The following is a 25,565-nucleotide window of genomic DNA, read 5'->3' as shown; positions in this document are numbered from 1 at the left end:
TTCACCGCCGTCGCGTGCGCGCGTTCGCCCGTGGCGGCGGGCATCGTCCTACAATCACCGTTTTTCGGCCTGCTTGGCCTGCCAGGAGTTGTTTTCCGATGAAATTCCGTTTTGCCGCCGCCGCCTTGGCCACCTTCGCCTTCGGCGTGGTTTCCGCGCAGGCGCCCGCCCCGCAGCCGGCCCCGGCACCGGCCACGGCCGCGGCCGCCCCGGTGCAGATCCCGCCGGCCCCGGCGCCGGCCGTGTCCAAGTCCTGGATCCTGATGGACTACGCCACCGGCCAGGTGCTGGCGGGCGAGAACATCCACGAGCGCGTGGCCCCGGCCAGCATCACCAAGGTCATGACCTCCTACGTGGTGGCCGCCGAGCTGAAGAACGGCAAGATCACCCGCGACGACCAGGTGATGATGAGCGAGCGCGCCTGGCGCGAGGGCGGCGCCGGCACCGACGGCAGCTACAGCGGCTTCCCGGTCAACCAGACCGCGCGCCTGGAGGACATGGAGAAGGGCATGGCGATCCAGTCCGGCAACGATGCCGCCATCGCCCTGGCCGAGCACGTGGCCGGCAGCGAGGAGGCCTTCGCCGCGCTGATGAACAACTACGCCGCGCAGATCGGCATGAAGGATTCGCACTTCGTCAACGCGCACGGCCTGCCGGCCGAGGGCCACTACACCACCGCCTACGACCTGGCGCTGCTGGGCCGGGCGATGGTGCGCGACTATCCCGAGACCTATGCCTACAACAAGATCAGGGAATTCCGCGTCGGCAACATCACCCAGCCCAACCGCAACCTGCTGCTGTGGCGCGACCCCAGCGTGGACGGCATCAAGACCGGGCATACCTCCGAGGCCGGCTACTGCCTGCTCAGCTCGGCCCAGCGCGGCGACCAGCGCCTGGTCGCGGCGGTGATGGGCGACGTCTCCGAGCGCCAGCGCGCCGACGACAGCCTGGCGCTGCTGAACTGGGGCTTCCGCTTCTTCGAGACCCACCGCCTGTACGAGCCGGGCAAGGCCGTGGCGCAGCAGAAGGTGTGGAAGGGCAAGGCCGACGAGGTCCAGCTGGGCGTGGCCCAGCCGCTGCTGGTGAGCGTGCCGCGCGGCCGCTACGAGGAGCTCAAGCCCAGCATCGACCTGCCCAAGCAGCTGGTGGCGCCGTTCAAGCAGGGCCAGGCGGTCGGCACGGTCAAGGTCACGCTGGACGGCAAGGTGATCGCGCAGGCGCCGCTGGTGGCGGTGCAGGCGGTGGAGGAGGCCGGCTTCTTCAAGCGCCTGTGGGACGCGTTCTGGATGTGGTGGAAGTCCGAGTAGCGCACGGCCGGCATCGAGCCGTCGCCGCGCGGGCCGGGAGGCGACTCCCGGCCCGCGCGCGTTTGCGGCTGCGCCGCCCGCGCTCCCGGGGTTAGGCCGGCAAGGCCCGGCGGGATACAATTGCGGGCCCGCCGTCCTCAGCTCCCGGAGACCCGATGTACCCGCGCGACGCCCGCATCGAAAGCTACGACCCCGAACTGGCCCAGGCCATCGCCGCCGAGGCGGGCCGCCAGGAGGACCACGTCGAACTGATCGCCAGCGAGAACTACGCCAGTCCGCGGGTGATGGAGGCGCAGGGCAGCGTGCTGACCAACAAGTACGCCGAAGGCTATCCGGGCAAGCGCTACTACGGCGGCTGCGAGTTCGTCGACATCGCCGAGAAGCTGGCGATCGAGCGGGTCAAGCAGCTGTTCGGCGCCGACTATGCCAACGTGCAGCCGCACTCCGGCTCGCAGGCCAACCAGGCGGTGTACTTCGCGCTGCTGCAGCCGGGCGACACCATCCTCGGCATGAGCCTGGCCCATGGCGGCCACCTCACCCACGGCGCCAAGGTCAACGCCTCGGGCAAGCTGTTCAACGCGGTGCAGTACGGCGTGGACGAGAACGGCCTGCTGGACTACGACGAGATCGAGCGGCTGGCGCTGGAGCACAAGCCGAAGATGGTCGTGGCCGGCTTCTCGGCCTACTCGCGGGTGATGGACTGGGCGCGCTTCCGCGCCATCGCCGACAAGGTCGGCGCCTACCTGTTCGTGGACATGGCGCACGTTGCCGGGCTGGTCGCCGCCGGCGTCTACCCGACCCCGCTGCCGCACGCGCACGTGGTCACCTCCACCACCCACAAGACCCTGCGCGGACCGCGCGGCGGCATCATCCTGGCGCTGAACGCCGGCGAGGAGATCGAGAAGAAGCTGCAGTCGATCGTCTTCCCGGGCATCCAGGGCGGCCCGCTGATGCACGTGATCGCGGGCAAGGCGGTGGCGTTCAAGGAGGCGCTGGAGCCGGAGTTCGAGCACTACCAGCGGCAGGTGGTGAAGAACGCGCAGGCGATGGCGGCCACGCTCGTCGCGCGCGGCTACAAGATCGTCTCCGGCGGCACCGACAATCACCTGATGCTGGTGGACATGATCGGCAAGGACGTGTCCGGCAAGGACGCGGAAGCCGCGCTGGGCAAGGCCCACATCACCGTCAACAAGAATTCCGTGCCCAACGACCCGCGCTCGCCGTTCGTGACCTCGGGCCTGCGCCTCGGCACCCCGGCCATCACCACCCGCGGCTACCTGGAAGCGGACACCGTCGAGCTGGCCAACTGGATCGCCGACGTGCTCGACGCGCCCGCCGACGAGGCGGTGCTGGCCCGCGTGCGCGAGGCCGTCACCGCGCAGTGCCGGAGGTTCCCGGTGTATGGCTGAGAAGCGGGGATTGGGGATTCGGGATCGGGGATTGGCGTACAGCCGGGTTCCCGCTTCCGTGCTTTTCCCAATCCCGACTCCCCAATCCCGAATCCCGGCACTCTGATGCACTGCCCCTTCTGCCAGCACAGCGATACCCGGGTGATCGACTCGCGCGTGTCCGAGGATGGCGCCACCATCCGCCGCCGGCGCGAGTGCGAGGCCTGCGGCGAGCGCTTCAGTACGCTGGAGACCATCGAGCTGAAGCTGCCGGCGATCATCAAGTCCGACGGCCGCCGCGAGGCGTTCGATGCGCGCAAGCTGCGCACCGGCTTCGACCGCGCGCTGCAGAAGCGCTCGGTGTCGGAGGAGAGGATCGAGGCGGCCGTGCGCGCGGTGGTGCACCAACTGCGCATGTCCGGCGAGCGCGAGGTGCCCTCGATCCGCGTCGGCGAGTTCGTGATGGCCGAGCTGCGCAAGCTCGACCACGTCGCCTACGTGCGCTTCGCCTCGGTGTACCGCAGCTTCGAGGACGTGGCCGATTTCCGCGAGGAGCTGGACCGGCTGGAACGCGACCTGCCGGTCGGCAGCGAACAGCTGCCGCTGCTGCAGGGCGAGATCGCCGCGATCGACAAGAAGGCCGATCGCGGCGGCAAGCGCTGAGCCGCCGATGGCGCCGTCCCCCCGCGACACTCCGGATTTCTCCGCGCTGGACCAGGCGATGATGGCGCGCGCCCTGCGCCTGGCCGAGCGCGGCGCCTGGACCACCCGGCCCAACCCGATGGTCGGCTGCGTGATCGTGCGCGACGGCGAGGTGGTCGGCGAAGGCTGGCACCAGCGCGCCGGCGGGCCGCATGCCGAGGTGTTCGCATTGCGCCAGGCCGGCGATCGCGCCCGCGGCGGCACCGCCTACGTGACCCTGGAGCCCTGCGCCCACCACGGTCGCACCCCGCCGTGCGCGCTGGCGCTGATCGAGGCCGGCGTGGCGCGGGTGGTGGCGGCGATGCAGGACCCGTTCCCCAAGGTCGACGGCGGCGGCTTCCGGCTGCTGCGCGAGGCCGGCATCGACGTCCGCTGCGGACTGATGCAGGCGCAGGCGCGCGAGCTCAATGCCGGCTACCTGTCGCGCTGCGAGCGCGGCCGGCCGTGGCTGCGGATCAAGCTGGCCAGCAGCCTGGACGGGCGCACCGCGATGGCCGACGGCGATTCCAAGTGGATCAGCGGCGAGGCCTCGCGCCAGGACGTGCAGCACTGGCGCGCGCGCTCGGCGGCGATCCTCACCGGCGCCGGCACGGTGCTGGCCGACGATCCGGCGCTGACGGTGCGCCTGCACGGTGCCGACGTGGTGCCGCCGCTGCGCGTGGTGCTGGATCCGCGGCTGCGCACGCTCGGCTGCGCGCGGGTGCGCGAAGGCGGTGCGCCCACGCTGTACCTGCATGCTGCGGACGTGCGGCCGCCGCCGCTGGCGGATGCGCAGTTCGCGGCGCTGCCGCTGGCCGCGGGCGGCGGCCTGGACCTGCAGGCGGCGCTGGCGCTGCTCGGCGAGCGCGGCATCAACGAGGTCCAGGTCGAGGCCGGCGCGGTGCTGTGCGGCGCGTTGCTGGCCCAGGGCCTGGCCGACGAGCTGCTGCTGTACATGGCGCCGCTGCTGCTGGGCGAGCAGGCGCGGCCGCTGCTGGCGGGCCTGGGCATCGACACCATGCAGCGGCGCATCGCGCTGGAGGTCGTGGACATGCGCATGGTCGGCGCCGACGTGCGCTGGCGGTTGCGGCCACGCCTGGCCGGCGCCTGATCCTCCCCGCGCCGGCGCGCTCGCGCGGGCAGCCGCGCCAGGTGTTGCCGCGCCCGCTTTCCGCTCGTGTCCGCGCCGCCATCGCGGAGCTGGCGGGCCGCGCATTGCCTACGCTGCCGGCACACTTTGTTGAAGGTACGTTGCGGGCGCAGGTGTAGAATGCTCCTCGCCGGTTCGCCGGCAAACGACGTCTTCAGGGCGGGGTGCGATTCCCCACCGGCGGTAGGCGCGACGCTTCCTTGGAGCGGCCCGCGCGAGCCCGCGAGCGCTTCCGGCGGCATGCGGGTTCCTTGCGGAAGCCCTTGCCGCGGAAGGTCAGCAGATCCGGTCCGATGCCGGAGCCGACGGTGACAGTCCGGATGAAAGAAGACGGCCCCCCGCAGCCAGGATGGCGGCGAAGAGGCCTATTGCCTGGTGACGTTTTTCGCCCATCCATTGCGGGAAACGCCAAATGCACATTCTTCGACGATATCTCCCTCCATCCCGGTCGCATGTTCCCGTGCCGGCCGCCGCGCGCGTGCGCGCTGTCTTCCCGGCCGCCTCCGGCAAGGAGGTGGGCTGATGTTCACCGGCATCATCGAAGGCGTCGGCCGCCTGGCCGCGCGCGAACCGGTCGGCGGCGATGTCCGCTTCACCTTCTCCGTCGGCACGCTGCCGTTCGATGCGGTGAACCTGGGCGAGAGCATCGCGGTCAACGGCACCTGCCTGACCGTGATCGCCCACGACGCCGATTCCTTCCAGGCCGACGCCTCCACCGAGACGCTGGCGCTGACCACGCTGGGGCAGCTTCCGGTGGGCGCCGTGCTCAACCTGGAGCGGGCCATGCGCCCGAGCGACCGCCTCGGCGGCCACCTGGTCAGCGGCCACGTCGACGGCGTCGGCCGCGTGCTGTCGGTGCACGAGGACGCGCGCGCGCAGCGCTGGCGCTTCGCCGCGCCGGCCGGACTGCTGCGCTACATCGCCAGGAAGGGCTCGATCTGCGTGGACGGCGTCAGCCTCACCGTCAACGGCGTCGATGCCGAGGGCTTCGACGTGGCGTTGATCCCGCATACCGTCGCCCATACCCGTTTCGCCGAGCTGCGTCCCGGCGATGCCGTCAATCTCGAGATCGATCTGATCGCCCGCTACGTCGAACGCCTGCTGGGCGAAGGAGCCACCCCATGAGCTTTGCCACCATCCCCGAACTGCTGGAAGAGATCCGCAACGGCCGCATGATCGTGGTCGTGGACGACGAGGACCGCGAGAACGAAGGCGACCTGATCATGGCCGCCGAGCTGGTCAAGGCCTCGGACATCAACTTCATGGTTACCCACGGCCGCGGCCTGGTGTGCCTGCCGATGTCGGTCACGCACTGCGCCCAGCTCGGCCTGGCGCCGATGGTGCAGGCCAACACCGCGCAGTTCCACACCAACTTCACCGTCAGCATCGAGGCGGCCGAGGGCGTGACCACCGGCATTTCCGCCGCCGACCGCGCCCACACCATCCGCACCGCGGTGCGGCCGAACGCCAAGCCGGCCGACCTGAGCCGGCCCGGCCACATCTTCCCGCTGATCGCCCAGCCCGGCGGCGTGCTCACCCGCGCCGGCCATACCGAGGCGGCCACCGACCTGGCGCAGCTGGCCGGGCTGGAGCCGGCCGGCGTGCTGGTGGAGATCCTCAACCCCGACGGCAGCATGGCGCGGCGCCCGCAGCTGGAGCTGTTCGCGCGCGAGCACGGGCTGAAGATGGGCTCGATCGCCGACCTGATTGCCTACCGCCTGGCCACCGAGCGCACCGTCGAGCGCGTGGACGAGCGCGAGATCGACACCGACTTCGGCCCGTTCCGGCTGGTCACCTACCGCGACCTGATCGCCCGCGACCTGCACTTCGCGCTGGTGCGCGGTACTCCGCAGGCCGAGCGCCCGGCGCTGGTGCGGGTGCAGGTGGAGGATCCGCTGTCGGACCTGCTGCACTGGCGCCGCGAGGACTTCGGCGTCTCCGCCGGCGATTCGCTGCGCGCGATCGCCGAGGCCGGCGAGGGCGTGATGGTGGTGCTGTCGGCGCGCCACGATCCGGAAGGCCTGCTGGCGCGCCTGCGCTCGCAGCCGGAGGTCGTCCAGGGCAAGGACGTGGGCCAGTGGCGGCGCAACGGTGCCGGTGCGCAGATCCTGGCCGATCTCGGCCTGGGCAAGCTGCGCGTGCTGGGCACGCCGCGCCGGCAGATCGGCCTGGCCGGCTTCGGCCTGGAGGTGGTGGAGACGCTCGACCCGGTGTCGCTGGGCCAGGCCGCCTGAGCCGCCACGGGTTAAACTGCGCACCGCTTCCGACCTTCCGCCTTTGGGACCCCCGCACCGCATGAGCCATTACGAAGGCGACCTCCGCGCCCCCGACCAGGCGCGCTTCGCGATCATCGCCAGCCGCTGGAACGCACGCATCGTCGACGCGCTGGTGACCGGCGCCCGCCAGAGCCTGGCCGGCAACGGCGTGGCCGAGGACGCCATCGACGTGATACGCCTGCCCGGTGCCTGGGAGATCCCGGTGGCCGCCGCGCAGCTGGCCGCGGCCGGCCGCCATGCCGCCGTCATCGCCCTGGGCTGCGTGATCCGCGGCGACACCCGCCACTACGAACACGTCGCCGACCGCTGCTCGGAAGCGCTGATGCGGGTGGCGCTGGACCACCGCGTGCCGGTGCTCAACGGCGTGCTGGCGGTGGAGCGGGTGGAGGATGCCGAGGCCCGTGCCGGCGGCAGCCACGGCAACAAGGGCGAGGAATGCGCGCTGGCCGCGCTGGAGATGGTCAATTTGATGGAGCAACTGCCGTGAGCAAGCCCGGTCCGCACAAGTTCCAGCGCCGCGACGGCATCGATCCGGTGCTGCGCTCGCGTGCGCGCCGGCGCGCGCTGCAGGCCATCTATGCCTGGCAGATCTCCGGCGGCAGCGCGCAGCAGATCGTCGCCCAGTTCGCCCACGAGCAGGCGCACGAGATCGCCGACCTGGCCTATTTCGAGAACCTGATCGAAGGCGTGCTCGCCCATCGCGGCGAACTGGACCAGGCGCTGGTGGACTACCTCGACCGCAGCGTCGAGGAAGTGGACGCGATCGAGCGCGCGGTGCTGCGCGTGGCTGCCTACGAGCTGCTGTACCGCCCCGACGTGCCGTACCGAGTGGTGATCAACGAGGCCATCGAGACCGCCAAGCGCTTCGGTTCCGAGCACGGCCACACCTACGTCAACGGCGTGCTCGACCGCGCCGCGCTGGCGTGGCGCAAGGTGGAGTCGGGCAGCGCCGGCGGTTGAGCCGCAGCGCGCCCCGGCATAGGTGACTGGCATGGCCGAGTTCGACCTGATCGCCCGCATCCAGGCCCGCTCCCGCGCGCGCGCCGACATCGCGCTGGGCGTCGGCGACGATGCCGCGCTGCTGCTGCCGCCGGACGGGCAGGCCTTGGCCGTCACCGTCGATACGCTCAACTCGGGCATGCATTTCCCGGCCGAGGCATTGCCGGCAGACATCGGCTGGAAGTCGCTGGCGGTCAACCTGTCCGACCTGGCGGCGATGGGGGCGCAGCCGCTGTGGTGCACGCTGTCGCTGGCCCTGCCGCGGGCCGACGTGGCCTGGCTGGACGCCTTCCTCGACGGCTTCCTGGCGCTGGCCGACGGCGCCGGCATCGCCTTGGTCGGTGGCGACACCACCCAGATCCAGGGGCCGCCGTCGATCTCTGTGACCGCCATGGGCGCGGTCCCGCCCGGGCAGGCGCTGCGGCGCGACGGCGCGCAGGCGGGCGACGACATCTGGGTCACCGGCACGCCCGGCGACGCCTTCGTGGCGCTGACGCTGTGGCGCCAGGGCCGGCTGGACGTCACCGTGCCGGGGCCCTCGGCGGACCTGGAAAGCGTGCGCCAGCGGCTGTTGCGGCCGACCCCGCGGCTGGCCGCCGGCCTCGCTCTGCGCGGGCTGGCGCATGCGTGCGTGGACATCTCCGACGGCCTGCTCGGAGACCTCGGCCACATCTGCGAGCGCAGTGCGGTCGGTGCGCGGCTACGGCTGGACGCGGTGCCGGTCCCGGCGGCGCAGCGACGGCTGGCGGTGGCCGAGGACCCGTACGCGGCGGTGCTGGCCGGCGGCGACGACTACGAGCTCTGCTTCACCGCCGCACCTGCGCAGCGCGACGCCATCGCGGCGGCGCTGCTGGCCGCCGGCACCGAGGGCAGCCGCATCGGCAGCATCGTCGCCGGCGACGGCGTCGAGGTGGTGGATGCGCTCGGGCATCCCTGGCGGCCGCCCCATGCCGCGTTCCAGCATTTCTCGGCCGATTCGTAGCGCACTCGATCTTCCCTTCTCCCACTTGCGGGGGAAGGGAACAGCACTCGGTCACCCAGAATCGCCGCGAAGCTTCCCTTCTCCCGTTCACGGGAGAAGGTGGCGCGCAGCGCCGGATGAGGGTGCTTCTGCGGTGGCTTTCCCACGCTCCAGGCAACCCCCATCCGCCCTTCAGGCACCTTCCCCCGCAAGCGGGAGAAGGAAACAGCACTTGGTCATCCGGAATCGCCGCGAAGCTTCCTTCTCCCGTTCACGGGAGAAGGTGGCGCGCAGCGCCGGATGAGGGCGCTTCTGCGGTGGCTTTCCCACGCTCCAGGCAACCCCCATCCGCCCTTCGGGCACCTTCCCCCGCAAGCGGGAGAAGGGAACGGCGCTCGCTCACCCGGAATTACCACGGAGTTCCCCTTCTCCCGTTCACGGGAGAAGGTGGCGCGCAGCGCCGGATGAGGGTGCTTCTGCGGTGGCTTTCCTACGCTCCAGGCAGCCCCCATCCGCCCTTCGGGCACCTTCCCCCGCAAGCGGGAGAAGGGAACGGCGCTCGCTCACCTGGAATTACCACGGAGTTCCCCTTCTCCCGTTCACGGGAGAAGGTGGCGCGCAGCGCCGGATGAGGGTGCTTCTGCGGTGGCTTTCCCACGCTCCAGGCAACCCCCATCCGCCCTTCGGGCGCCTTCCATCCCGAGGGTGCCCAGCCCCGCAAGCGGGGGAAGGGAACAGCACTCGGTCATCCGGAATCGCCGCGAAGCCTCCTTCTCCCGTTCACGGGAGAAGGAGGCGCGCAGCGCCGGATGAGGGCGCTTCTACGGTGGCTTTCCCTTGCTCCCGGCAACCCCCATCCGCCCTTCGGGCACCTTCCACCCCGAGGGTTCCCAGCTCCGCAAGCGGGAGAAGGGAGCTTTCTATTCCCCGTTCTGTGATCAAGACGCCGTGCGAAGCAGGGGGCGGCCATGGTTCCGGCGGGGCTGATGGCTACGGGCGCGCTACAACGGATCGGGCAGCACCTTCCCCGGGTTGAGGATGCCGTCCGGGTCGAGCGCGCGCTTCACCGCATGCATCGCCGCCAGGGTGGCCGGGTCGAAGGCCCGGGCCATGAAGCCGCGCTTGGCCAGGCCGATGCCGTGTTCGCCGGAGAGCGTGCCGCCCAGGGCCAGCGCCAGCTCGAACACCTGCGGCAGCGCGGCCTGCGCGCGCGCGGTCTCGTCCGCATCGTCGGGGTGGTACATGATGTTGACGTGCAGGTTGCCGTTGCCGGCATGGCCGAAGGCGACGATCGGCAGCCGCGAACGCGCCGACAGCGCTTCCACCCCGGCGACCAGTTCGGGGATGCGCGACACCGGCACCACCACGTCCTCGTTGATCTTGCCCGGCGCGATCGTGCGCAGCGCCGGCGACAGCGCGCGCCGCGCGGCCCAGAGGCGGTCGCGGGCGACGCCGTCGGCGGCAACGTCCAGCGACAGCAGGCCCTCGCCCTCGGCGGCGGCGCCCAGGGCCGAGAGCAGCCAGGGCAGGGTGTCGTGGTCGCCGTCGGCCTCGACCAGCAGCATCGCGCCGGCCTCGGGCACCTCGCTGCCGTTGCGGCGCAGCAGCGCCAGGCTGGCGCGGTCGAGGAATTCGAGCATGGTCGGCGCGGCCGGCTGCGCCATGATCCGCGACACCGCCGCCGCGGCGCTGGCGGCGTCGCGGTAGAAGGCGCGCAGCCCGGCCTGCGCCAGCGGCAACGGCGCCAGCTTCAGCGTGGCCTCGACGATCAGCGCCAGCGTGCCCTCGCTGCCGACGATCAGGTGGGTGAGGTCGTAGCCGGTGGCGTCCTTGGTGTAGGGGCCGCCGCAGCGGATCAGCTCGCCGGCGCCGGTCACCGCGACCAGGCCGAGCACGTTGTCGCGGCTGCTGCCGTACTTCACCGCGCGCGGGCCGCCGGCGTTGGTGGAGAGGTTGCCGCCGATGCTGCACAGCTCGGCGCTGGAGGGATCCGGCGGCCAGAACAGGCGATGCGGCGCCAGCGCGCGCTGCAGCTCGCCGTTGAGCACGCCCGGCTGCACCACCGCGCAGCGGTCGGCGGCGCGGATGTCGACGATGCGGTCCATGCGCGCGAACGACACCACCACGCCTCCTTGCGTGGGCACCGCCGCGCCGGTGGTGCCGGTGCCGGCGCCGCGGGCGACGATCGGTACCCGGTGCGCGCGGCAGGCGCGCACGATCGCGGCCACCTCGGCGGCGTCGCGCGGAAGCGCCACTGCGTCGGCCAGTGCCTGGCGTCGCGAATCGTCCGCGCCATGGCTGCGGCGGCTGGCCGCATCGGTGAGCCAGCGCTCGCCGAGCAGGGAGTGCAGGGAGCGGTGCAGGGCGTCGGGCAGCGGTGTCATCGTGCCATTGTAAGTGGCGGACAGGGCGCGTCCGGTGCGGCCGTGGCCGGGAACGCAAGCCACCGGAACCGGCGATCCGCGTGGCGGCGAGCCAACTGGGCCGGCCGCGCCGGCTTCTCTGGGCAATCCGGCGACACGTGTCTTACCCGGCTGCCTGCCATCCACGGAAGACCTTGCGGCGTGCTCCGCTCCCTCCGGCAAAAGCATCGCCGGCCGCCTGTTTACGATCCTGTAGGAGCGACTTCAGTCGCGATGAGGCTCTAGCGGGAAAGCCTCATCGCGACTGAAGTCGCTCCTACGGGTCTTTCCTACAGGTCGCTCCTGCGGGCGACTCTCGCTGCTTGTCATTCCCGAGCCACAGCGACCGATCGGCATCTGCTGCACCCATCTTGGGATCGGGAACGGGCTCCTACCCGCCCGGGATGATTGCGGTTCGCCAGCGCGTATGACCTGGCGCGGTCGCATTCGACCCCGCCATGCGCTGGCCGCGGGCGGGTCAATGGATGGAGAGATGGCTGGCGATGCGACGCAGCGCCGTCTCCAGCTCTCCGGGAGTGGTGGATCCCAGTGCGAGCCTCAATGCGTTCGGTATGTGCGCGGTGGTGGCGAAGGGCGCCGCGGTGGCCACGGCGATGCCTTCCGCCGCCAGCGTGTGGGCCAGCTCCTCGGCGCGCATGTCGGCGTTGCTCAGGTCGAGCCAGACGAAGTAGGAACATGGGTGGCGTCGCATCGCCTGGTCGGGCAGCAGGCGCGCGACCAGTTCCTGGCGGCGCGCCGTGTCGGCCCGCCGTTCGGCCTCCAGGCACCGCACCGTGCCATCGTCCAGCCATTGGCAGGCCAGCGCCGAGACGATCGCGGGCGTGCTGTGGGTGGTGGCGCGGATCACCCGTTCCATCGCTGCGGTCGCGGTCTCCGGCGCGATCACGTAGCCGAAGCGCAGGCTGGTCACGACGCCCTTGGACAGGCCCGAGATATGGAAGGTGCGCTCCGGCGCCAGCGTCACCAGCGCGGGCGGCGGCGAGGGCACCAGGTAGTTGAAGGCCGCATCCTCGATCAGCAGCAGGTCGTGCCTGCGTGCGATCCGTACCAGCTCATCGCGTGCATCCGCATCCATGACCCAGCTGAGCGGATTCTGCAGCGTCGGCATGCAGTGCACCGCGCGGATCCGGCGCCGGGCGCAGGCGTCCTGCAGCTGTGCCAGGTCCGGCCCGTCCGGGCCAGAGCGGATCGGCAGCAGTTCGAGACCGAGCAGGGTGGCGGCGACCTTGAGGCCCGGATAGATCAGCGCATCGACGGCGACGATCTCGCCCGGCCGCAGCAGCGCCATCAGGGTCACCGAGAGTCCGTGCTGGGCTCCCTGGACGATGCTCACCCGTTCCGGGTCCACCTCGATGTCGTGGGTGGCCAGATAGCGCGCGACGCTTTCCCGTTCGTGAAACCGTCCCCGGTGCGGCTGGTGGCGCAGCAATGCGTCGAGGTCGCCGTGCGAGGCGAGCTGCCGCAATGCGGCCCGCAGCATGGCGTCCTGCCCAGGCGAGCTCGGCATGTTGGTGTTGAGGTTGACGCCTGCGATGCGGGCGAAGCCCAGGTCGCTCTCCGGGCCGCTTTCCGAGGGATGGCGGACGTAGGTGCCGCGTCCGGTTTCGCCGATCACCAGGCCCATGCGCTCCAGTTCGGCATAGACCCGGCTGGCCGTGGCCAGTGCCAGGCCATGGCGGCGGGCGAGCGTGCGCTGGGGCGGCAGGCGATGCCCGGGACGCAGTGCGCCCGAGCGGATTTCCCCGGCGATCCGGTCGACCAACGATTTGTACTTGGCCATCGGCTGTCTCCGGACCCGGGAGTGTATCTAGTTCAATTTTTTGATTGTATCGATTTTTGGTTCCTAGAATCGGCCATCGCTTCCCTGGAGGTTCGAGGTCTTCATGACAATGTCAAGACACCCTGCCTTGCTCAACTACTCCGCGCACGCGCTCGACGAACTCAATGCCCTGATCCCGCGCATCAAGTCGGACATGCCGGGGATCCGCCGGGCGCACGAGGCCGTCGCCGGGTATCTCCACCAGAGCGTCAAGTTCCTGCTTCCCAACTGCGCCGACGTGCTGGACCTGGGCGAGCTGCGGCAGGTCCACATCGACATGGCGCGCCTGCCCTATCCGGTCGTGGCCCTGGAGGCGCCGTGGATCCTGGAGGACGGCATGGGAGGCGACAAGCTGCCCGGCGTCCGCTCCTCCAGGCGCATCGCGCTGTGCCTGAGCATGGACGAGGCGGTGGCCTCGGCGTTCCCGGATACGGCGCGCTTTCTCGACGAGCCGGCCGGTGGCGTGGTGGTGATACCGGTATCGTGGGTGTCGGCCGAGCGTACCTGGAAGCTGCCGATCGGCGCGGTATACGTTCCCTACAACAACGACGTCAGCCTCTATCACGCCGACGAGGCCGATCTGCCGACGCGGCTGGTCAACGAGCCGCTGCGCGAGGCGGGCGTGGCGCCGGGCATGCTGCGCCAGTTCCGCGTGGCGCCGTTCGCGCTGCTCCCGGAATGGCATGCATGGGAATCCGCCCGCCGCGATACCGCCCGCCTGCGCGCCGATATCGTGCATTCCTGCCGCGACGAAGTGGCGATGCTGATCCAGACCTGCTGCGTGCTGAACTGCGCGAACGTGCAGGCGGCGACGGTCGATCCGCCCGAAGCGCTCAACCGGCACCGCGTGCGTGCCGGCAAGCAGCCGTTTTTCAGCTACCGCGTGCTCGAGCTGACCGTGCGCGGGGCGGCCGATGCCGCGGACGGCGCCGGCGGGCAGCATGCCTCGCCGCGTGCGCACCTGCGCCGAGGCCATATCCGGCGTGTCGGCGATCGCGTGATCTGGGTGCGTGCGGCGCTGGTGAATGCCGACAGCGCCACCGGCCGGGTGGAGAAGACCTACCAGATCGCGCCGCCCGCCGCCGCCGCCGCGCCGCCTTCAGGCCCGTCGGTGGATGCGGATGCGGGATGCCCGTCGTCGAACGTGCCCGAGCCCGCCGCGCCGGAGGAGTGAGTAGCTCAGCACTCGTCCGCGCGAAAGGCGTCCCTGATCCAGTTCAGCCGCGGCGGCTCGCCGGCCGCCTCCACCACGTCGAAGCGGCACGGCGAGGCGGCCAGCGCCGGATGCGTCGCCAGGAACAGCTGCGCCGCACGCACCAGCTTGCGGCGCTTGCGGGCATCGACCGAGGCCGCGCCGCCGCCGAAGGCATCGCTGCGGCGGTAGCGCACCTCGACGAACACCAGCACCGGTTCGCGGCCGCCGGGATCGAGCATCACCAGGTCCAGCTCGCCGCCGCGATAGCTGGCGTTGGCGGCGACCGGCTTCAGCCCGGCGCGTTGCAGCAGTGCGCCGGCGGCCGCTTCGACCGCCGCGCCGCGTTCGCGCCGCTCAGTGGCCACCGGCGATCGGCTGGGGCCGGCCGCCGCTGAAGGTGGACCACGCCGGGGTGCGCAGGATGTTGCCGAAGCCGTCCAGGTGCAGCGTGCCGGTGGCGCCGCGCAGGCCGCCGTCGCTGCCGGCGGCCAGCTTCTCCAGGTAGGCGGTGATCAGCCAGGCGTCGTAGCCGAAGGCGAACAGGCGGCTGGCCGCACCGCGTGCGGTGGGCAGCGTGGTGGCCAGGGTGCCGGCGCTGGGCAGGCCGCCGACGCCGTAGGACGGCCAGCTCTCGCTGGGGAACGCGATGCCCTCGAGCGGCATGTCCTCCTCGGCGTTGCCGGTGCCCTGCACCAGCTGCGAGGTGCCCACCCGGGTCTTGCCGGCGAACCCGGCCAGCGCCAGCTGCGGCGCCAGCATGCGCGCCTGCGGGCCGCGCACCGCCAGGAACACCGAGTCGGCGGCGGCGTAGGCGCGAAGCTGGGAGCCGATGTCGGCCAGCGCGTCGCCGACGCTGATGCTGCCGGCGATCTGGCCGCCGCGCTCGCTGAAGCGCTGGCGGAACGCCGCGGCCGAACGGCGGCCGCTGTCGTCGTTGCTGCCGATGATCAGCACGTTGCGGCGCTCGCGCGCCAGCAGGTACTCGGCGGCCATGATGCCGTCGTCCTCCGGCGCCAGCGAGAAGCCGGCGCTGCCGGCGGGCGGCGCGCTGCCGTCGGCCGGGCGGTTGAGCGCCAGCACCGGCACCGGCAGCTGGCCGCGCGCGAACAGCGCGCTGACCTCGTCGCGGCCGAGCGGGCCGAGCACGAAGTCGGCACCGCTGGCGGCGGCCCGGTCGTAGGCGGCGTTGGCGCCGGCCACGGTGCCGGCGGTATCGAAGAAGTCGACCTGCGGCCGGCGCCGGGCTTCGCCGTAGTAGCCGGCCAGCAGGCCGTCGCGGACCGAGGCGCCGGCGGCGGCCAGGTTGCCGCTCAACGGCAGCAGCACCGCCATCTTCACCGGCGGCCGGTAGCCGTCGCGCTCGGCCGGCGGGCGCTTGCTTGTGTCCACGCTCCACTGCTCGCCGCGATCGAACGGTCGCGGCAGCGGCAGGCCGCGGCTGATCAGTCCGCGGCCGGCGTAGTTGTAGAGCGGATCCCCGGCCGGCAGCGCGGCGGCGCGGCTGCTCAGGGTGGCATCGTCGAGCGAGGCCAGCAGGCGCACGATCGCGCGCTGGTTCTCGCTGCGCGTCTCCCCGGCCAGGCCGGCGTCGGCCTGGGCGCGCTCGCCGGCCGCGGCGAAGGCATCGCCACTGGCCTCCAGCGCCTGCCCGCGCGCCAGGTGCCAGCGCGGCTGCAGTTCCTGCGGCAGGTCCAGCGCGCTCGAACCCAGCGCCTGCAGCGCCTGCGCAGGCTGCTGCGCGGCCAGCGCCAGTTCGGCATTGAGCAGGCCGAAGCGGCCGCGCTGGGCGCCGGCCAGGTGGCGCGGCTGGATCTGCGGCAGCAGCGCCTGCGCCTTGGCGTCGTCGCCGGCCTCGTGCCAGGCGAAGGCGGCATCGGCGAGCAGGCGGCTGCGCTGGGCGCCGCTGGCGCCGGCGGCCTGCGCTTCCAGTTGCTGCGCGGCCTCGCGAGGTTTTCCCTGCGCCAGCAGCGCGAGCGCTGCCGACTGCTCGGGCGAGGCGGTCGGGGTGACACTGGTGGTGGCGCAGCCGGCAAACAGCAACAGCAGCAGCGACACCGAGCAGATCCTGGCCAATGGCTTGTTCATCTTGCTTCCGTCGAAAGGGCCCGCGGGGCGGGCCGGTGAAAACCGCTACGATTCTACCCTCGACCATGAAATCCCCATGAAAGGCCGCTGCATTGACCGCCACGCCCGCAACGCTGTTCGTCGTCGCCACGCCCATCGGCAACCTGTCAGACCTGTCGCCGCGTGCGCTGGACACCCTGCGCGGCGCCGACGCGGTGTGTGCCGAGGACACCCGCCACACCCGCCAGCTGCTGTCGCATTTCGGCATCGAGCGGCCGCTGGTCGCGCTGCACGAGCACAACGAGGAGGCGCTGGCGCAGAAGATCGTGGCGCGGCTGCTGGCCGGCGAGACGCTGGCGCTGGTCAGCGACGCCGGCACGCCGCTGGTCAGCGACCCCGGCTTCCGCCTGGTGCGCGCCGCGCGCGCGGCCGGGGTCAGGGTCAGCCCGGTGCCCGGCGCCTGCGCGGCGATCGCGGCGCTGAGCGTGGCCGGATTGCCGAGCGACCGCTTCGCCTTCGAGGGCTTCCTGCCGGCCAGGCCCGCGGCGCGGCGCGAGCGGCTGGCCAGGCTGGCCGGGGAGACGCGCACGCTGGTGTTCTACGAGTCCTCGCACCGCATCGCCGAGTCGCTGGCCGACCTGCGCGCGGCCTTCGGCGACGAGCGCCCGGCGGTGCTGGCGCGTGAGCTGACCAAGCTGTTCGAGACCGTGCTCGACGGCACCCTGGCCGGGCTGCAGGCGCAGGTGGAGGCCGACGCGGACCAGCGCCGGGGCGAATTCGTGGTGATGGTGCAGGGGGCCGCGGACGATGCCGAGGGGCAGGTGGCCGAAGGCCGGCGCCTCTATGCCAGGCTCGTCGAGCACCTGCCGCCGTCCACCGCGGCCAAGCTGGCGGCGGAGATCAGCGGCGCGCCGCGCAAGGCGCTCTACGGCGGCTGATGGCGGCGCTTGCGGTAGCGCAAGCCGGCGCCGGCGGTCGGCGATGCTCCATGTGGGTCGGGCGTGGCCCCCATGGCTGTTCCCGGAATTGCGAGCGCCCCGGACGCGCTTCGCTTGCCCGGGCTACGGTTCGGGCCGGCGGCGTCTTCATGGGGCGCCGGGGGGCGTTGCCCCGGCCTACGGAACCAGCACCGCCGCGCCGGTCAGCCGGCCTTCGCGCAGGTCCGCCAGGGCCTGGTTGGCCTGTGCCAGCGGATAGCGTGTGACCTTGGCGCGCAGGCCGACCTCGGGCACCAGCGCGAGGAAGTCGTGCGCGTCCTTGCGGGTCAGGTTGGCCACCGAGACCAGTTGCCGTTCCTCCCACAGCAGGCTGTACGGGAACGAGGGGATGTCGCTCATGTAGATGCCGGCGCAGACCACGCGGCCGCCCTTGCGCACCGACTGCAGCGCTGTCGGCACCAGGTCGCCGACCGGTGCGAAGATGATGGCCGCGTCCAGCGGCTGCGGCGAAGGCACGTCCGACGGGCCCGCCGAGGTGGCGCCCAGCGACAGCGCGAACGCCTGCGCGGCCGCATCGCCGGGGCGGGTGAAGGCATGCACCTGGCGACCCTGCCAGCGTGCCACCTGCGCGATCAGGTGCGCGGCGGCGCCGAAGCCGTAGAAACCCAGGCGCTTGCCTTCGCCGGAGATCACCAGCGAACGCCAGCCGATCAGGCCGGCGCACAACAGCGGCGCCATCTCCGCGTCGTCGCCGCCTTCGGGCATCGGGTAGGTGTAGCGCGCCTCGGCCACGGTCAACTCGGCGAAGCCGCCGTTCCGGGTATAGCCGGTGAAGCCGGGGGCATCGCACAGGTTCTCGCGGCCTTCCAGGCAGTACTCGCAGTGGCCGCAGGTATGTCCGAGCCAGCCCACCCCCACGCGCTGGCCGACCTGGAACGTGTCCACGCCCTCGCCCAGGGCCTTGACGTGGCCGACGATCTCGTGGCCCGGCACCAGCGGCAGCCGGGGGTGGTGCAGGTCGCCATCGACCACGTGCAGGTCGGTGCGGCAGACCCCGCAGGCGGCGACCTCGATCAGGACCTCGCCGGGGCCGGGCGTCGGGTCCGGCAGTTCGGCCGCTTCCAGCGGCTGTCCCTGTTGACGCAGCAGCATCGCTTTCATGCGGTCGAATATAGTCCCCTGAACCAGAAGTGGAGTGACGAAGGCGTGCAGGTTTCGCCGCCGCTGCATCGGGCGCCGGGTGTGGGACAATGTGCGCGGCGGAGTCGGCCGGACAGTCGCGTCACCTGCAAGGGTGCCGAGGAAAGTCCGGGCTCCACAGGGCAAGGTGCCAGGTAACGCCTGGGCGGCGCGAGCCGACGGAAAGTGCAACAGAAAGATACCGCCTATGTCCCTCGCCACCCCTTTGCGGCCTGCGGCCGTGACCATGCCGATGCACGCATCGGCCACGTCGTCGCAGGGAAGGCCGCAAAGGGGTGGCGAGGGGCAGGTAAGGGTGAAATGGTGCGGTAAGAGCGCACCGCGAGCCTGGTAACAGGCCGGCACGGCAAACCCCACCTGGAGCAAGACCAAATAGGGACCTCATGACGTGGCCCGCGTCGGGTCCGGGTAGGTTGCTCGAGCGTATCGGTGACGATGCGCCTAGAGGAATGACTGTCCACGACAGAACCCGGCTTACAGGCCGGCTCCGCCGCCTAGCTTCTTCGCGCGCTGCGCGAAGAAGCTCCCAAAGTTTGCGCAGCAAACTTCGGGCCCCAGGCTCATCGCCTTCCGAATCCCCGCGGCTATTGCCGCGCCCCCTTTACCAAAGGGGGCTCTGCTCCAGACGGCGTCCAGGGTGGCATCGGGGTGTTGTACGCATCTGCGTATGCATGCCGTTGTAGGAGCGACTTCAGTCGCGATGGGGCTCTACCGGCAAAGCCCCATCGCGACTGAAGTCGCTCCTACAAGTCGCTCCTACGGGGCGCTTCTACAGGGCGGTCTGTTTGGTTTCCTTGCCCAGCGTCGCGATCGCGATCACCGCCAGCAGGATCGCCATGGCGAATACCGCGAAGATGACGGCGATCGATACCCCGGCCGAGGCCAGCCAGCCCACCGTCAGCGGGCCGAAGATGCCGCCGATGCGGCCGATCGCGGCGGCGACGCCGGCACCGGTGGCCCTGGCCCGGGTCGGGTACTGCTCCGGGGTGTAGGCGTACAGCGCGCCCCAGGCGCCGAGGTTGAAGAACGACAGCAGGCAGCCGGACACCAGCAGCTGCGCCACCGAGTCGGCGATGCCGAACAGGCCGGCGCTGACCAGCGTCCCCAGCAGGTAGACCGCCAGCACCCAGCGCCGCCCGACGCGCTCGATCAGCCAGGCCACCGACAGGTATCCCGGCAGCTGCGCCAGCGTCATCACCAGCACGTAGCCGAAGCTCTGCACCATGCCGAATCCCTTCATCATCAGCACGCTGGGCAGCCACAGGAACATGCCGTAGTAGGAAAACACCACGCAGAACCACACGATCCACAGCATCGCGCTGCTGCGCCGGAATTCCCGGCTCCACAGCAGGGCGACCTTGCCGGAGAACGAGGTTTTCCTCTCGTCCGTGCTCAGGCCGGCGTAGTGCGGCGAATCGGGAAGCCGGCGGCGCAGGTACAGCGCATAGAGCGCCGGCAGCGCGCACAGCAGCATCGCCCCGCGCCAGCCGAAGCCGGGCAGCGGGATGAGGAAGTAGGCGATCAGCGCCGCCAGCAGCCAGCCCAGCGCCCAGAAGCTCTCCAGCAGCACCACCACGCGGCCGCGCACCTCGGCCGCGACGCTCTCGCTGACCAGCGTCGAGGCCACCGGCAGTTCGCCGCCCAGGCCCATGCCGATCAGGAAGCGCAGCACCAGCAGGCTGCCCAGCCCCCACGCAAACGCGCTCAGGCCGCTGGCGATACTGAACAGCAGCAGCGTGAGCATGAACGCCGACTTGCGCCCCTTCCTGTCGGCATACAGGCCGAAGACGAAGGCGCCCACCGCCATGCCGATCGAGTTCACCCCGCCGATCAATCCCAGCTGCGCGGCGCTGAGCCCCCATTCCTGGCGCAAGGCCGCCAGCACGAAGGACAGCAGTCCCACGTCCATCGCGTCGAACAGCCAGCCCGTCCCGCAGATCAGCAGCAGCCTGTTGTTCGAAAGCGCACCCTGGGGCGGCGGGGATGACGACATGGGGAGCCCGATGCGTGGCGTGGGGAGAGGCCGGCCGGCGGATGCGCTGCCGTGGAGGTGCGCGGCGACGTTAGCAGATGGTACGCAACGGGTGGAATGCGACGACGGCGCGCGTCGTCAGCCTGGAGGCAATCGGATGGCAACGTGGATCGGCCGCGGACGGGCTGCGCGCAGTGTCCGGATCCGTGGGCGCCGGCGGCGTGGCCTCGGCCTACGGTTCGCGCGGATTCGCGGGCAGGCGGGATCGGCTCATATCTCCAGCCGCGTCTGGCCGAGGAACACGCCGTCCGGTCCGTAGCGGCGCTCGTGGATCCAGCCGTGGCCCTCGTGGTCCACCGCCAGCACGGTGCTGGCGCGGGTGCCGTAGTCGTGGCCGCGGATGAAGGCGGGCGACAGCCGCCGTTCCAGCTCCAGGCCCACCCCGGTGTCGGGCAGGTCGGCGTCGGCGGCCCGGGTTTCGTCGGCCAGTGCCCGCCAGATCGGCTCGAACCCGGTCTGGCCGGCGTCCAGCCAGCGGCGCAGGGCGGCGGCCAGGTGCCGCGACTTGGGCCACGGCGCATCCAGCGGGCCATTGGAGAGGGCGTGGACGCCGGCGTCCAGCGCCTGCGCGTGGTGTGGATGGTTGCCCAGGAAGCGGCATTCCCCGCCATCGGCCAGGACCAGGTTGAACGGCGGATACGCCGCGGCGGCGGTTTCCAGTCCGGCGACGCCGGCCGCGGCCGGCAGCCCGGCGGCCAGGTAGTCGGCCACCAACCGGCCGCGCGAGGGGCCGGAAGTGCTGGCCATCGGGTCGCGCACATTGGTGACCACGGCGGCGCGGCCGTCGTCGGCCAGTCCCATCCAGGTGCCGCCCGAGCGCAGGTCGCGACCGGCCAGCAGCCGCTGGGCCGGCGCTTGCCAGCGCTGCAGCGGCGCGCTGGGGCGGGCGTGGAACTCGTCGCGGTTGCCGGCCATCAGCAGGCGCCAGCGCGGGTGGGATTTCCAGGCGAGGGCGAGCAGGCACATGCGGCGATTCTGGACCTTTCGCGCGCCGCGTGGCGGGAACCGGGCGCGGGCCGGATCCCCGGAGGCGCGGCCTTAACGTCCCCTGCACAGTGCTGAATCCCTGTTCAATCTCAAAATATGAGACGAAACAGCAACTTGTGGATAAGCCTTGAACAAGTCTCTAAAGATTGCCGCAAGCCATTGATGTTCATGGTGATTTGTTCGCTGGAAAGTTGTTGACAACCCTTTGCGCGCTGATAAGGTGGGCACCTGAGGGAAAACCGGGTTTTTTGTGGTTTTTCGTGGTTCAATGGTGTCCATTGCGGATTTGGAGGGTATAGGCGTCGTGTTCCAGGGCGAGACGGCCATCACGGTTGATGACAAGGGGCGAATGGCGGTTCCCACCGCGTATCGCGACCTCGTCGCGCGTGAGAGCGGCAACCGCCTGGTGCTGACGTACAACCCGTTCGAGTCCGGGTGCCTGTGGCTGTACGCCGAAAGCGAATGGGAGCGGGTGCGCAAGGACGTGATGGCCAAGCCCAACACGCAGAAGGTGGTGCGGGTGCTGCAGCAGAAGCTGGTCGGTTCCTCGGCGGTGCTCGAGCTGGACGGCAACGGCCGCATCAGCATCCCCTCCAGCCACCGCAACGCGGTGGGCATCGAGAAGAAGGCGGTGCTGCTGGGCATGGGCGACAAGTTCGAACTGTGGAGCGAGCAGGCACATCGCGCACTGATCCAGCAGACGCTGTCTGACGAGGATCTGGGCGATGGGTTGCTCGACCTGAAGTTGTGAGCCGGGGTGCCCGGGTGCGCGGCAAGGCGCAGGCCGGTCACCTCCCGGTGTCGCAACCGCCGGCCACAGCGCCGGCCGCGCATCTGCCGGTGATGTACGCGCAGGTCATGGAAGGGCTGCAGGTGATCGAGAACGGAAGGTATCTGGATGGCACGTTCGGGCGTGGCGGACACGCGCGCGGCGTGCTGGAGAAACTCGGCCCAGGAGGCCGGCTGCTGCTGATGGACAAGGACCCCGAAGCGATCGCGGTGGCCGAACAGGCGTTCGGTGCCGATCCTCGCGTGTCGATCCGGCGCGGCAGCTTCGCCGCGCTCGGCGGCTGGGACCTGGCCCGCGATGTCGACGGCATCCTGTTCGACCTGGGCGTGTCCTCGCCGCAGCTGGACGTGGCCGAGCGCGGCTTTTCCTTCGGCAAGGACGGCCCGCTGGACATGCGCATGGACCCCGAGTCCGGGCAGAGCGCGGCGCAGTGGCTGGCGCACGCCTCCGAGCGCGAGATCGCCGACGTGCTGTGGACCTACGGCGAGGAGAAGCTCAGCCGCCGCATCGCCCGCGCCATCGTCGCCCGCCGCGCCGAGCAGCCGCTGGAACGCACCGCGCAACTGGCCGAGCTGATCGCCTCGGTCATGCCGCGCGGCAAGGACAAGATCCACCCGGCCACGCGCAGCTTCCAGGCCATCCGCATCCACATCAACCGCGAGCTGGCCGACCTGGAGGCCGGGCTCGACGCCGCGCTGGCCGCGCTGAAGCCGGGCGGACGGCTGGCGGTGATCAGCTTCCACTCGCTGGAAGACCGCATCGTCAAGCAGTTCGTCGCCCGCCACGCCAAGGCGCCGCCGGCCAACCGCCGGCTGCCGCAGGCCGATACCTTCGTGCCCGTGCTCAAGGGCCTGGGCGGCGCCATCCGCGCCGACGAGGCCGAGCTGGCCGGCAACCCGCGCGCGCGCAGCGCGGTGCTGCGGGTGGCGGAGAAGCTGGGATTGGGGATTGGGGATTCGGGATTCGATAAGAGCATGGGCGCCGGGTCCGGTACGGTGTCGACGGATGCGCGCGCCAGCCGCCTTTCCCCAATCCCGAATCCCCAATCCCCAATCCCGGCTCCTCCACACGGAGGTGCGCAATGAGCCGCCTGCTGCTGATCGTGCTACTGGCCTGCACCATCGCCTCGGCGATCGGCGGGGTGTACATGCGCCACCGCCACCGCGAGCTATTCGTGCAGCTGTCGCGGCTGGAGCATGAGCGCGACGAGTTGAACATCGAGTTCGGCCGGCTGCAGCTGGAGCAGGCCACCTGGGCCGAGGCCAACCGCGTCGACCAGATCGCGCGCGAGCGCCTGGGCATGAAGTTCCCCGAGGCCGCCGACATCGTGGTGGTGCGCCCATGACAAAACGGCAGGACAGCCGTTTTGCACGGCGACGCCGCCCGCAGGGTGGCGCACAAGGAGGTGCCCTTGCCATGACAAAACGGCAGGACAGCCGTTTTGCACGGCGAAGCCGTCCGCAGGGTGGCGCACAAGGAGGTGCGCCATGAAGGCCGGACGCAACCGCACCCGCAACCAGTTCAACCTGCGCGGCCGGCTGATGCTGGTGGGCGTGGCGCTGGGCCTGTGCTCGGTGACGCTGATCGGCCGCGCCGCCTACGTGCAGCTGGTCAACAGCGACTTCTACCAGCGCCAGGGCGAGGCCCGCTACCTGCGCGAGCTGCCGATCGCCACCTCGCGCGGCATGATCACCGACCGCAACGGCGAGCCGCTGGCGGTGTCCACGCCGGTGGAGTCGATCTGGGTCAACCCGCAGGAACTGCTGCGCGTGCCCGACCGCATCCCGCAGCTGGCCGCCGCGCTGGAGCTGCCGGCCGACGAGCTGACCACGCGGCTGTCGCAGAAGGCCGACAAGGAATTCATGTACCTGCGCCGCCGGATCAACCCGGACAAGGCGCACCAGATCGTCGCCCTCGGCATTCCCGGCGTGTTCTCGCAGCGCGAGTTCCGCCGCTTCTATCCCCAGGGCGAGGCGATGGCCCACGTGCTGGGCTTCACCAACATCGACGACCGCGGCCAGGAAGGCCTGGAGCTGGCCTTCGACGACTGGCTGCGCGGCAAGCCCGGCATCAAGAAGGTGATCCGCGACCGCAAGGGCGCCATCGTCGAGAGCATCGACCTGGTGCGCCCGGCCGAGCCCGGCAAGGACCTGACCCTGAGCATCGACCGCCGCATCCAGTTCCTGGCCTACAAGGAGCTGCGCAATGCGCTGGTGGAGAACAAGGCCGCCGGCGGTTCGATCGTGGTGATGGACGTGGCCACCGGCGAGATCCTGGCCATGGTCAACCTGCCCACCTACAACTCCAACTCGGTCAGCGGGGCGTCCGATGCGCGCCGCAACCGCGCGGTCACCGACCTGGTGGAGCCGGGCTCGACGATGAAGCCGCTGACCATCGCCAGCGCGCTCAAGGCCGGGGTGGTCACGCCCAACACCACCGTCGACACCAACCCCGGCTACATGGCGGTCGGGCGCCGCTTCGTCATCCGCGACGTGCCGCGCAACAACGGCGTGCTCAACGTCACCGGGGTGATCACCCGCAGCTCCAACATCGGCGCGGCCAAGATCGCCGCGATGATGCCGGACCAGACCTTCTACGACACCGTGCACAGCTTCGGCTACGGCTCGGTGCCGCGCAGCGGCTTCCCCGGCGAGTCGGCCGGCGTGCTGCGGCGGCCGGCCAACTGGGATGGCGCGACCAAGACCACCATGTCCTACGGCTACGGCCTGTCGGTGACGCCGCTGCAGATCGCGCGCGCCTATTCGATGCTGGGCAACGGCGGCAAGCTGGTGACACCGAGCTTCGTCAAGGGCCAGCACGAGCCGGCGCCGCAGGTACTGGACCCGTCTATCGCCGCCGAAGTGGTGCGGATGATGGAGACGGTGGTCACCCAGGGCGGCGCCAAGCAGGCCGGCATCCTCGGTTACCACGTCGCCGGCAAGACCGGTACCGCACGCAAGGCCGGCGTCGGCGGCTACGACCGTGGCCACTACAACGCCCTGTTCGCCGGGCTGGTGCCGGCGAGCAACCCGCGTTTCGCCACGGTGATCGTCATCAACGACCCGCAGGCCGGCAAGTACTACGGCGGCCTGGTGTCGGCGCCGGTGTACCACAACGTCATGGAGGGCGCGCTGCGGCTGATGGACGTGCCGCCGGACGACATCCAGTCGTGGCTGGCGGCGCAGGCCGCCGGCAAGACCGGGCAGGGTGCGCCGATGCCGGCCGCGCCCGATCCGGCCGGCACCGTCGATGCCGCCACCGAGGTCGATGCCGCGCTGCCCTCGCTGCATGCCGCTGCGCCGCCGGCCCCTGCCCAGCCTGCGCCGTTGCAGGAGGTGCGCCAGTGACCCGGGCG

At 71.0% G+C, this 25,565-nt stretch carries 22 protein-coding genes, 1 other RNA gene and 1 riboswitch; of the genes, 16 read left to right on the top strand and 7 right to left on the bottom strand.

The features are described 5' to 3' along the window. Nucleotides 1-98 precede the first annotated feature (98 nt). The 9 genes from LRX76_RS07715 (at nt 99) to thiL (ending at nt 8,783) form a co-directional block, all read left to right on the top strand. Nucleotides 99-1,307, top strand: coding sequence for a D-alanyl-D-alanine carboxypeptidase family protein (locus tag LRX76_RS07715; RefSeq protein ID WP_231803740.1), 1,209 nt, complete (start codon nt 99-101; stop codon nt 1,305-1,307). Between the two features lie 155 nt (nt 1,308-1,462). After that, nucleotides 1,463-2,716: a serine hydroxymethyltransferase gene (glyA, locus tag LRX76_RS07710; protein WP_231803738.1), complete on the top strand. Its 1,254-nt coding sequence runs from the start codon at nt 1,463-1,465 to the stop codon at nt 2,714-2,716. A 105-nt stretch (nt 2,717-2,821) separates the two neighbouring features. Next, nucleotides 2,822-3,358 (top strand): transcriptional regulator NrdR, encoded by a 537-nt coding sequence (gene nrdR, locus LRX76_RS07705; RefSeq protein ID WP_231803736.1) that lies wholly within the window; start codon nt 2,822-2,824, stop codon nt 3,356-3,358. Nucleotides 3,359-3,365: 7 nt separating this feature from the next. After that, nucleotides 3,366-4,487 carry a bifunctional diaminohydroxyphosphoribosylaminopyrimidine deaminase/5-amino-6-(5-phosphoribosylamino)uracil reductase RibD gene (gene ribD, locus LRX76_RS07700; RefSeq protein ID WP_231803734.1) on the top strand — a complete coding sequence of 374 codons (1,122 nt, stop codon included), beginning with the start codon at nt 3,366-3,368 and terminating at the stop codon, nt 4,485-4,487. 185 nt (nt 4,488-4,672) lie between these two features. Further along, a riboswitch (FMN riboswitch) is annotated at nt 4,673-4,862 on the top strand. Between the two features lie 186 nt (nt 4,863-5,048). Further along, the gene (locus LRX76_RS07695; RefSeq protein WP_231803732.1) at nt 5,049-5,651 is read left to right on the top strand and encodes a riboflavin synthase; all 603 of its coding nucleotides are present in this window, start codon (nt 5,049-5,051) and stop codon (nt 5,649-5,651) included. After that, nucleotides 5,648-6,760, top strand: coding sequence for a 3,4-dihydroxy-2-butanone-4-phosphate synthase (ribB, locus tag LRX76_RS07690; RefSeq protein ID WP_231803730.1), 1,113 nt, complete (start codon nt 5,648-5,650; stop codon nt 6,758-6,760). Before LRX76_RS07695 ends, ribB begins: the two co-directional genes overlap by 4 nt. Before the next feature lie 61 nt (nt 6,761-6,821). Further along, nucleotides 6,822-7,289, top strand: a complete 468-nt coding sequence (gene ribH / locus LRX76_RS07685) for a 6,7-dimethyl-8-ribityllumazine synthase (protein ID WP_231803728.1) — start codon at nt 6,822-6,824, stop codon at nt 7,287-7,289. Then, nucleotides 7,286-7,762: a transcription antitermination factor NusB gene (gene nusB / locus LRX76_RS07680; protein ID WP_231803726.1), complete on the top strand. Its 477-nt coding sequence runs from the start codon at nt 7,286-7,288 to the stop codon at nt 7,760-7,762. The genes ribH and nusB overlap by 4 nt, the downstream gene beginning before the upstream one ends. Before the next feature lie 31 nt (nt 7,763-7,793). Next, entirely contained in the window at nt 7,794-8,783 is a 990-nt protein-coding gene (gene thiL / locus LRX76_RS07675; protein ID WP_231803724.1) for a thiamine-phosphate kinase, read from the top strand. A gap of 980 nt (nt 8,784-9,763) precedes the next feature. Here the strand turns inward: thiL and LRX76_RS07670 are convergent. Next, on the bottom strand, nt 9,764-11,146 hold the full coding sequence (locus LRX76_RS07670) for an FAD-linked oxidase C-terminal domain-containing protein (protein WP_231803722.1): 1,383 nt from the start codon (nt 11,144-11,146) through the stop codon (nt 9,764-9,766). A 496-nt stretch (nt 11,147-11,642) separates the two neighbouring features. After that, on the bottom strand, nt 11,643-12,965 hold the full coding sequence (locus LRX76_RS07665; RefSeq protein ID WP_231803720.1) for a PLP-dependent aminotransferase family protein: 1,323 nt from the start codon (nt 12,963-12,965) through the stop codon (nt 11,643-11,645). A gap of 109 nt (nt 12,966-13,074) precedes the next feature. Between LRX76_RS07665 and LRX76_RS07660 the strand changes: the two genes are divergently transcribed. After that, nucleotides 13,075-14,178 (top strand): hypothetical protein, encoded by a 1,104-nt coding sequence (locus LRX76_RS07660; RefSeq protein WP_231803718.1) that lies wholly within the window; start codon nt 13,075-13,077, stop codon nt 14,176-14,178. A gap of 5 nt (nt 14,179-14,183) precedes the next feature. On the opposite strand, the gene LRX76_RS07655 is transcribed toward LRX76_RS07660, so the two are convergent. Both LRX76_RS07655 and LRX76_RS07650 read right to left on the bottom strand, forming a co-directional pair. Beyond that, the gene (locus LRX76_RS07655) at nt 14,184-14,564 is read right to left on the bottom strand and encodes a YraN family protein (protein WP_231803717.1); all 381 of its coding nucleotides are present in this window, start codon (nt 14,562-14,564) and stop codon (nt 14,184-14,186) included. Next, nucleotides 14,554-16,284: a penicillin-binding protein activator gene (locus tag LRX76_RS07650; RefSeq protein ID WP_231803715.1), complete on the bottom strand. Its 1,731-nt coding sequence runs from the start codon at nt 16,282-16,284 to the stop codon at nt 14,554-14,556. Before LRX76_RS07650 ends, LRX76_RS07655 begins: the two co-directional genes overlap by 11 nt. A 92-nt stretch (nt 16,285-16,376) precedes the next feature. Here LRX76_RS07650 and rsmI point away from each other — a divergent pair, with 92 nt between their 5' ends. Then, nucleotides 16,377-17,201 carry a 16S rRNA (cytidine(1402)-2'-O)-methyltransferase gene (gene rsmI, locus LRX76_RS07645; protein WP_231803713.1) on the top strand — a complete coding sequence of 275 codons (825 nt, stop codon included), beginning with the start codon at nt 16,377-16,379 and terminating at the stop codon, nt 17,199-17,201. 177 nt (nt 17,202-17,378) lie between these two features. Here the strand turns inward: rsmI and LRX76_RS07640 are convergent, their stop codons facing one another. Continuing rightward, nucleotides 17,379-18,362 (bottom strand): zinc-dependent alcohol dehydrogenase family protein, encoded by a 984-nt coding sequence (locus LRX76_RS07640; protein WP_231803711.1) that lies wholly within the window; start codon nt 18,360-18,362, stop codon nt 17,379-17,381. 100 nt (nt 18,363-18,462) lie between these two features. Here LRX76_RS07640 and rnpB point away from each other — a divergent pair. After that, nucleotides 18,463-18,894, top strand: an RNA gene (gene rnpB / locus LRX76_RS07635) — RNase P RNA component class A. A 276-nt stretch (nt 18,895-19,170) separates the two neighbouring features. On the opposite strand, the gene LRX76_RS07630 is transcribed toward rnpB, so the two are convergent. Both LRX76_RS07630 and LRX76_RS07625 read right to left on the bottom strand, forming a co-directional pair. Then, the gene (locus LRX76_RS07630; RefSeq protein WP_231803709.1) at nt 19,171-20,394 is read right to left on the bottom strand and encodes an MFS transporter; all 1,224 of its coding nucleotides are present in this window, start codon (nt 20,392-20,394) and stop codon (nt 19,171-19,173) included. Nucleotides 20,395-20,643: 249 nt separating this feature from the next. Next, nucleotides 20,644-21,399 (bottom strand): NRDE family protein, encoded by a 756-nt coding sequence (locus LRX76_RS07625; protein ID WP_231803707.1) that lies wholly within the window; start codon nt 21,397-21,399, stop codon nt 20,644-20,646. A 316-nt stretch (nt 21,400-21,715) separates the two neighbouring features. Between LRX76_RS07625 and mraZ the strand changes: the two genes are divergently transcribed. The 4 genes from mraZ (at nt 21,716) to LRX76_RS07605 (ending at nt 25,557) form a co-directional block, all read left to right on the top strand. After that, a complete protein-coding gene (mraZ, locus tag LRX76_RS07620; RefSeq protein WP_231803939.1) occupies nt 21,716-22,171 on the top strand; it encodes a division/cell wall cluster transcriptional repressor MraZ in 456 nt (151 codons plus the stop codon). A gap of 14 nt (nt 22,172-22,185) precedes the next feature. Continuing rightward, nucleotides 22,186-23,295 (top strand): 16S rRNA (cytosine(1402)-N(4))-methyltransferase RsmH, encoded by a 1,110-nt coding sequence (gene rsmH, locus LRX76_RS07615; RefSeq protein ID WP_231803937.1) that lies wholly within the window; start codon nt 22,186-22,188, stop codon nt 23,293-23,295. Then, the gene (ftsL, locus tag LRX76_RS07610; RefSeq protein ID WP_231803705.1) at nt 23,292-23,555 is read left to right on the top strand and encodes a cell division protein FtsL; all 264 of its coding nucleotides are present in this window, start codon (nt 23,292-23,294) and stop codon (nt 23,553-23,555) included. Before rsmH ends, ftsL begins: the two co-directional genes overlap by 4 nt. Nucleotides 23,556-23,697: 142 nt before the next feature. Continuing rightward, nucleotides 23,698-25,557, top strand: coding sequence for a penicillin-binding protein 2 (locus LRX76_RS07605; protein ID WP_231803703.1), 1,860 nt, complete (start codon nt 23,698-23,700; stop codon nt 25,555-25,557). Nucleotides 25,558-25,565 lie beyond the last annotated feature (8 nt).

Source organism: Stenotrophomonas sp. MMGLT7, from assembly GCF_021168555.1.
Lineage (GTDB): Bacteria > Pseudomonadota > Gammaproteobacteria > Xanthomonadales > Xanthomonadaceae > MMGLT7.
The sequence above is the reverse complement of the archived record's forward strand: the minus strand, read 5'-3'. Positions and strand labels throughout refer to the sequence as shown.